General features: G+C 69.9%; 6 protein-coding genes. 1 reads left to right on the top strand and 5 read right to left on the bottom strand.

The window, feature by feature from the left end; genetic code table 11:
• Window positions 1-31: 31 nt before the first annotated feature.
• Both ahpD and ABD250_RS13675 read right to left on the bottom strand, forming a co-directional pair.
• Window positions 32-556 (bottom strand): alkylhydroperoxidase, AhpD family, encoded by a 525-nt coding sequence (ahpD, locus tag ABD250_RS13680; RefSeq protein WP_179525224.1) that lies wholly within the window; start codon window positions 554-556, stop codon window positions 32-34.
• Complete coding sequence (locus ABD250_RS13675; RefSeq protein WP_179525225.1) at window positions 553-1,149, bottom strand: peroxiredoxin; 597 nt, start codon at window positions 1,147-1,149, stop codon at window positions 553-555. The genes ahpD and ABD250_RS13675 overlap by 4 nt, the downstream gene beginning before the upstream one ends.
• Before the next feature lie 154 nt (window positions 1,150-1,303).
• Here ABD250_RS13675 and ABD250_RS13670 point away from each other — a divergent pair, with 154 nt between their 5' ends.
• Complete coding sequence (locus ABD250_RS13670) at window positions 1,304-2,239, top strand: hydrogen peroxide-inducible genes activator (protein WP_182658421.1); 936 nt, start codon at window positions 1,304-1,306, stop codon at window positions 2,237-2,239.
• Here ABD250_RS13670 and ABD250_RS13665 read toward each other — a convergent pair.
• From ABD250_RS13665 to gndA, 3 genes are read right to left on the bottom strand one after another with little or no spacing between them, the layout of a single operon-like run.
• On the bottom strand, window positions 2,196-3,179 hold the full coding sequence (locus tag ABD250_RS13665) for a hypothetical protein (RefSeq protein ID WP_338404164.1): 984 nt from the start codon (window positions 3,177-3,179) through the stop codon (window positions 2,196-2,198). The genes ABD250_RS13670 and ABD250_RS13665 overlap by 44 nt on opposite strands.
• Window positions 3,176-4,504, bottom strand: a complete 1,329-nt coding sequence (locus ABD250_RS13660; protein WP_344392802.1) for a DEAD/DEAH box helicase — start codon at window positions 4,502-4,504, stop codon at window positions 3,176-3,178. Before ABD250_RS13660 ends, ABD250_RS13665 begins: the two co-directional genes overlap by 4 nt.
• Window positions 4,471-5,943, bottom strand: a complete 1,473-nt coding sequence (gene gndA / locus ABD250_RS13655; RefSeq protein ID WP_179525228.1) for an NADP-dependent phosphogluconate dehydrogenase — start codon at window positions 5,941-5,943, stop codon at window positions 4,471-4,473. Before gndA ends, ABD250_RS13660 begins: the two co-directional genes overlap by 34 nt.
• Between the last annotated feature and the right edge of the window lie 218 nt (window positions 5,944-6,161).

Raw genomic sequence — 6,161 nt, 5'->3', positions numbered from 1 at the left:
GGGCTCCGGGTCCGTTGACCGGACTACGGCGTCAGATGTTGGCGTGGATCTCGACAGCCTGCGCGACGCCGGCCACGGTGCCGGCGATCTTCACTGCCTCCCAGGCCTGCTCCTTGGTGATGCCCTCCTTGCGGATGACGTCATCATGGGCGGCGGTGCAGTTCTCGCACCCGTTGATCGTCGAGACGGCCATCGACCAGAGCTCGAAGTCGGCCTTCTCCACCCCCGGGTTCGCGATGATGTTCATCCGGAGGCCCATCCGGACCTGAGCGTAATCGTCGCCCAGGAACTCCTTGGCGCGGTAGGCCACGTTGTTCATGGCCATGATGGACGCAGCACCGAGGGCGGCGTTGAACGCCTCGTCGGACAGGTGCTCGCGCGCCTCGTCGGCGATCTCGGACAGCACGGTCTCGGACCGGGTCGCCGCGGCGGTGGCCAGGAAGGTCCCCCACAGCTGCTGCGGCGACAGCTCCGTCGAGCGCGCCAGGGAGCCGAGGTTCAGTTTGAGATCCTTCGCGAACTCAGGGAGCCCGGACTTCAGGTTCTCGATGGTCACTTGATGCCCTCCTGCAGCATGTCCATCTTGTTGATGTTCTTCGTCGGGTCGTTCTTCTGCCAGTTGCAGGCGCAGACCTCGGACGACTGGAGGGCGTCGAGGACACGGAGGACCTCGTCCACGTTGCGGCCGACGGCATCAGGCGTCACCGAGACGAACTGGATGACGTTGTCCGGGTCGACGATGAAGGTCGCGCGGTCGGCGACCCCGTCCGCGTTCTCGACACCGAGCGCGCGGATCAGCTCGTGCTTGATGTCCGACAGGAGCGGGAACGGGACACCCTTGAGCTCGTCGTTGGTCGCGCGCCAGTTGAAGTGCGCGAACTCGTTGTCGATCGAGCCACCGAGGACCTGCGTGTCGCGGTCCTGGAAGTCCTCGTCGAGCTTGCCGAACGCGGCGATCTCGGTGGGGCAGACGAAGGTGAAGTCCTTCGGGTAGAAGAAGATCACCCGCCACTTGCCGGCGTACGACTGGTTGGTGATCGTCTCGAAGTAGTCCTCGGGCTGCTGGGCGTTGACCTGCTGGAGGTCGCCGCCCTTGAGTGCGGTGAGCTCGAAGTCGGGAAACTGATCGCCGATGGTGAGAAGTGCCATGTGATCCTCCTGGGTTATGGGCCGTTCTTGAACGGGCAGGGGAGACTATGCCCGACGCGCAGTGAGAGGTAAAGCCTAATGAGGTGAAGATCACCCATAGGGGAGGGTGAATAATCATCGACGTGGGGCTATTGATCGTCCTACACTCATCGACATGGCCAATCAGCGGTTCGTTCCGAGCGTGACCCAGCTCAGGGTGTTCCTCGCTGTCGCGGAGCGTCTCCACTTCCGCAGTGCCGCTGAGGAGCTGGGAATGAGCCAGCCGTCGCTCTCCCAGGCCCTGGCGACTCTGGAGGAGGGACTCCGGGTTCACCTGGTCGAACGGAGTACCAGGACGGTGCTCGTCACACCGGTCGGGCACCAGCTCCTCCCGTTCGCACGGGCCGCGGTGGGCGCGATGGACGCGGTGGCCGACATCGCCGCCGATAGCGGGGGGCCGCTGTCGGGCGACGTCCGCATCGGTGTGATCCCCACGGCGGCGCCCTACCTCCTGCCGGGGCTGCTGCCCGCCCTGACCGAGCGTTTCCCGGATCTGCGGCCACGGATCGTCGAGGATCAGACCGCCAGACTGCTCGAGCAGTTGCGCTCGGGGGCGATCGACGTCGCGATCATGGCCCTTCCCACCGATGCCGCGGGTGCCATCGGTATGCCCCTGTACACCGAACCGTTCGCTCTCCTCGTCCCGGCCGACCACCCGCTCGCCGGGCAGGAGGGCCTCTCCCTCGAGGCCCTCGTGGATCTCCCACTGCTGATGCTCGACGAGGGGCACTGCCTCCGTGACCAGACCGTCGACCTGTGCCGGCGGGTCTCGGCTCCGATCCTGGGTCGTGGTGGGTCGCGGGCGGCGTCCCTGACCACCGCGGTGAGGTGCGTCGCCGGGGGGCTGGGGGTGATGATCGTGCCGGAGTCGGCCGTGGTGTCCGAGAGCCGCGACCCCGGCATCGGGGTCGCGAGGTTCGTCGAGCCCGCACCGGGCCGGACGATGGGTCTGGTGCTCCGCACGGCCACGGCCGGTGACGACGCCTACGCCGAGCTCGGGAGCGTCATCACCGAGGTGGCCCAGCGGCTGTTCGGGGCGGTTGCCGCCTGACCGGCGGTCGTCCGGCGCCGGCCGGGCAGGTGGGGTTCGTCGACTCCAGGGCCCGCGCCGCCTCCAGGTACCGGGCGCGGAGCCCCTGTGTCCGCGCGACCCATCCGCGCTGGTGGGCGACGAAGACCGCTCGTCCCTCGGGGGACTCCACCGGGATCGGGTCGAGTCCCCAGGCGGACAGGTCATAGGGCGAGGACCGCATGTCGACCTCGCGGGCGTCGAAGGCCGCGGCCAACGTGTCCACCAGGAGCTCGCCGGGGGCGCCGGCCTCCATGTCCACCACGTACGAGTAGAGATCCATACCGGCGTGCAGGCAGGCCGGTTGCTCGTTGCGGACCTGTTCGGCGCGGGTGAGGACGTCCTTGTTGAGGGGGACGGCGGCCTCGGTGAAGAACCGGAGGGCGTCGAAGTGGGTGCACCGCAGCCGGGATCCGTCGACGACGTCGTCGATCAGTGGCTGAGATACCCGGAGGGGCACCCGGGGATGACGAACGGCATCGTCGCCTCCCCGGTAGAGCATGGCCCACTCGTGAAGGCCGAAACAACCCAGTGCGCCCGGCCTGGACGCGGTGGCCTCGACGATCTCGCGCGCGCGGGACAGGCGGGGGCCGCATCGGGACAGGACGGACGTGGGATCCACGATCAGTCCGGACCGACCGCGCAGGGAGGTCCGCTCGTAGTGGCGCCACTGCGCCCGTTCGGTCAGGTGGGCGTTCTCCAGGATGATCCCCGGGCCGGGATGCCAGCGTCGGACGGTGGCGACGCTCGTCCGGTAGTAGGTGAACAGGAAGTCCGCGACCGGGTGCGGCTCGCCTCGTCGTCGACGCTCGAGGTGGTCGGTGGTCAGCGAGTCGACGGCCTCGGTGTGCCGGCGCTCCAGCGCCCGCCAGAGGCGCTCGGGCACCAGAACCGGGTCGGCGGGTTGGCGCCGCGGGCTCACGACCGTCGCTTCTTCTTGGGGCGGTGCACCCGGGACTGGGCGGGCCGTCGGGATCGCGCCGGGGGAGCGGACTCCCGCCGTCGCCGGGGTGGCGCGATCTCCGGCCCGAAGAGGTCGTCGAGGAGGCGCGCGGCCCGGGGGCCGGAGGGGTCGACGAGCTCGACGTCCATGCCGACCTCGCGTGCCAGCGCGCTGATCCGGGCGACCTCCGAGGGTCTGACAATCGCGGCCACCACGCCGGCGGTGTCGTCACCACGTCCGGTACGGCCGGAGCGGTGGACGAGGTCCTGGACCGAGTGGGGAGGCCCGACGTGGATGACGTGGCCGATCCCGTCGAGATCGAGGCCGCGTCCGGCGAGGTCGGTGCTCACGAGCACCCTGACGGCGCCCGAGGCGAGATCGGCGAATGCGCCGGCGCGCCTGGTCGGGGAGGCGGAACCCGCCACGCCGGCCGCCGTGACCCCGGTCGCCGCGATGGAGGCGCGCAACTCCTCGACCGCGTCGCGGCGGGGGACGAAGAACAATGCCCTGCGGCAGCGGGCGGCGAGTGCGATCGCGTACTCCTCCGGGTCCGGTGCGGAGACGACGATGAGCTGGCGGGGGGCGCCGGCGGCGACCGTCACCGGGGTCGGGTCGACGGGGGAGTCCACGCGGTGGACACACAGTCCGTGGCGTCGGCGGCGCAGATCGTCCTCGACGGCGGCGTCCGCCGTGGCCGTCGTCGACAGGAGCGTCGCGTCAGCACAGTCCGCGAGCAATGAGGCGGTCTGCTCGCCGAAGGAGAGCCCCATCAGGTGATCCGCCTCGTCCAGGACGAGGACCTGCACGTCGGTGGTGGACAGGGCCCCCGTCCGGATCAGATCGGTCAGGCGTCCAGGGGTGCCCACCGCGATGTCGACCGGCGCCACCAGGGTTCTGCGGTCCTTGGACAGCGGTTGACCGCCGACGAACGTGGCGACACGGAGCCCGGCGCCCGCGCCGACCTCGGCGAGGATCTCGGCGTTCTGCACCGCCAGCTCGCGGGTCGGGGCCACCACGACGGCACGCGGCCGGAGAGGCCGGCTCGGGGCCCCGGCCAGTCGGTGCGCCACGGCGATCGCGAACACCAGGGTCTTGCCGGAGCCGGTCGGCGCGACCGCGAGGAGGTCGCGGCCCGCGACGGCGTCGTCGAGCGCGGCGATCTGGATCGCGCTCGCCGGGCCGTCGACGACGGTGGAGACGGCGTGTCTGACCGGGACCGCGACGCCGAGCCCGGCGAGTAGACGGCCCAGATCGGTCCGAGCCGGCCCGGTCAGGCCCGCACCTCCGTACGGTCGCCGCTCCACTGAGTGTGGAAGCTGCCCTCGCGGTCGGTCCGCAGGTACGTGTGGGCGCCGAAGAAGTCGCGCTGTCCCTGGATGAGCGCGGCGGGCAGTCGTTCGGTCCGGAGCCCGTCGTAGTAGGCCAGGGCCGCCGAGAACCCGGGCGCCGGGATACCCGCGGTCACCGCCGTGGTGACGACGCGCCGCCAGCTGTCGACGCAGTCGGCGAGCGCCTCGGCGAAGTAGGGGGCGGCCAGGAGAGTGGGGAGATCGGCGTTCTCCGCATAGGCCTCGCGGATGCGGTCGAGGAAGGTGGCGCGGATGATGCATCCCCCACGCCAGATCGTGGCCAGGTCGCCCCTCGCCACATCCCACCCGTACTCGGCGGTGGCAGCGGTGATCTGGTCGAATCCCTGAGCGTAGGCGATGACCTTCGACGCGTAGAGCGCGCGCCGGACGTCCTCGATGAACTCTGGGCCGGTGCCGCTCGGGGTCGACACCGCGCCGGAGGGCAGCGCGCGGCCCGCCTCGCGCTGCGGTACCGAACTGGACAGGGCGCGGGCGAAGACGGCCTCGGCGATACCGGTCACCGGGACTCCCAGATCCAGTGCGGACTTGACCGTCCAGCGGCCGGTGCCCTTCTGGCCCGCGCGGTCGACGATCACGTCGACCAGGGGATACCCGGTCTCGGCGTCCACCTGGGCGAGCACCTCCGCGGTGATCTCGATCAGGTAGGAGTCGAGTTCGCCGGTGTTCCACTCGCGGAACACCTCGGCCATGGCCGCCGGCTCGATCCCCGCCACACCGCGGAGGAGGTGGTACGCCTCGCCGATGAGCTGCATGTCCGAGTACTCGATCCCGTTGTGCACCATCTTCACGAAGTGGCCGGAGCCGTCCTCGCCGATGTGGGTGCAGCACGCGGTCCCGTCGACCTTGGCGGAGATGTCCTCGAGCATGGGCCCGACGACCTCGTAGCTGGAGGCCGGGCCACCCGGCATGATGGACGGGCCCTCGAGGGCGCCCTCCTCGCCGCCGGAGATCCCGGCGCCGATGAACCGGATCCCGCGGTCGGCCATCGCCTTCTCCCGGCGGATGGTGTCGGTGTAGAGGGAATTGCCCCCGTCGATGATGATGTCGCCCTCGTCGAACGCCTCGGCGAGGGCGTCGATCACCGCGTCGGTGGGTGCTCCGGCCTGAACCATGACGAGCGCACGTCGCGGCGACCGGAGTGCGGCGGCGAACTCCTCGATGGTCTCGGTGCGGACGAAGTCCCCGTCCCGGCCGTGCTCGTCCAGGAGAGCGTCGGTCTTGCCGGCGGAGCGGTTGTGTACGGCGACCGTGTACCCGTGGCGGGCGAAGTTCCGTGCGATGTTCGAGCCCATCACGGCGAGTCCGGTGACTCCGATGTCGGCGGTCCCGTTGGTGTCTGAGGTCGGCTGCGCGTCCTCGCGCTCAGTACTCATGTGTCTCAGAGTAGTCCACGGGTTCCCGGGCAGTGGACCTGCATCGATGGGGGAGACGGGCCGTCCGGCGGGCATCCGCGAACCTGAGTGTTTGCTGACAGGTCAGTGGTGCACTGAGTGCAACGATTGCCGGAACCGGTCCGAAATCCTTGGTTGTACGAGGTGGTGTGTTGTATCACTTATTACCGGGCCGGGACACCGGTGCACCCGCGGAACGG

The organism is Dietzia cercidiphylli (assembly GCF_039531545.1).
Taxonomy (GTDB): domain Bacteria; phylum Actinomycetota; class Actinomycetes; order Mycobacteriales; family Mycobacteriaceae; genus Dietzia; species Dietzia natronolimnaea.
The sequence above is the reverse complement of the archived record's forward strand: the minus strand, read 5'-3'. Positions and strand labels throughout refer to the sequence as shown.

Excerpts from the sequence above, each read along its gene's own strand:
- ABD250_RS13670 (WP_182658421.1), top strand. The coding sequence starts at position 1,304 with ATGGCCAATCAGCGGTTCGTTCCGAGCGTGACCCAGCTCAGGGTGTTC.
- ABD250_RS13675 (WP_179525225.1), bottom strand. The coding sequence starts at position 1,149 with ATGGCACTTCTCACCATCGGCGATCAGTTTCCCGACTTCGAGCTCACC.
- gndA (WP_179525228.1), bottom strand. The coding sequence starts at position 5,943 with ATGAGTACTGAGCGCGAGGACGCGCAGCCGACCTCAGACACCAACGGG.